Genomic DNA, 1,392 nt, shown 5'->3' with positions numbered 1-1,392 from the left:
TGGAAGGTGATGATGATATCTATGCTGGTTCCGGTGATGATGTTGCATCCGGCGGTGAGGGCGATGACCTTATCTATGGTGACAGAACTCTGAACGGCGAAACCACAACTGGTGGGCGCGAAAGCTTTAACTGGAGCGAAGCTGGTTTGGCTGACGGTGAAATCCTGAACGGATTCACCCAAGATACCGGTTCGGTAAACGTGACCTTCTCGACGACGGCAACAGCCCCGAGAACAAACACAACCTTCTCCGAAGAAGCACAGCGGGTAGAGGGCATCGATACAGGTGGCGCTGCGATTAACAGCAACAGCTCGCTTCAAAGCTCGACATTTGTTGATGACGGAGCAGACATCTACGCGCTCAGCTTTGATACGCCCGTGACAGACGTTGATTTCAACATCAACGACATCGACGGCGACAGCATTGTGCGCGTTCAGGCGTTTGACGCAGATGGCAACCCGCTGGAAGTTATTCTGGTCGGCGGTGATGGCCTGACTTTGACAGACACCGACGGTGTTGCGGGTGCAGATACAGCCGACTCAGACGGCGGTTTTGCTGACGCCACGAATCCGTTCTATTCCTTGCAGGTTGAAATCGCTGGTCCGGTCTCCCGTGTGGAAATCATGCACGATCAAGACGGGATCGGTAACACCAGCATGAACATCTCTGACGTGTTCTTTACTTCTTCCGATGCGATTGTTGTTCCTGTCGAAGGCGGAGATGACTCTCTTTCCGGTGATGCAGGCGATGACACCATCTTTGGTGAAGGTGGTGATGACACCATCTCAGGCGGCACAGGTGCTGATAGCCTTTCTGGTGGCGACGATGCTGACCTGTTCGTTGGCGGCGATGCCGGTGACGTTGTTGACGGCGGCACAGGCGGTAATGACTTTGACACGCTCGACCTGTCAGACAGCGGCCCACTGCGTGTTGTAGACGAAACAGTAGACGCAGACGGAGACTCAACCTCTGGCACAGTCGAATTCCTGAATGACGATGGATCGGTTTCTGGTTCTTTGACATTCGCTGAAATCGAAGAGCTGATCATCCCTGAAACGGGCAACCAGCCTCCAGTTGCGGCTGATGATGTTCTGACGATGGATGAAGATACCACACGTGAAATCAACGTGTTGGCAAATGACGTTGATCCAGATCTTGATCCGCTGACAGTAACCGCAGCCTCCAGCCCGGATGGCGAGGTAACCTTTACACCAGAAGGTATCGTTACCTTCACGCCAAACCCCGACTTCAACGGGGATGCCGTGATCAACTACACGATCACAGATGGTAATGGCGGTTTTGATACAGCGGTTGTCAACGTAACGGTCAACCCAATCAACGATGCTCCCGTAGCGGTTGACGATACAGCCGAGACAGATGAGGACACACCTG

Annotated in this window: 1 protein-coding gene; it reads left to right on the top strand. The window is 53.4% G+C overall.

What is annotated here, in order from left to right; genetic code table 11:
• Positions 1 to 1,392 (top strand): Ig-like domain-containing protein (locus tag Z948_RS19240; RefSeq protein WP_025060803.1); only part of this gene is annotated, 1,392 nt, incomplete at both ends.

This window comes from Sulfitobacter donghicola DSW-25 = KCTC 12864 = JCM 14565 (assembly GCF_000622405.1).
Taxonomy (GTDB): domain Bacteria; phylum Pseudomonadota; class Alphaproteobacteria; order Rhodobacterales; family Rhodobacteraceae; genus Sulfitobacter; species Sulfitobacter donghicola.
This window is presented reverse-complemented; position numbering and strand designations above follow the sequence as displayed.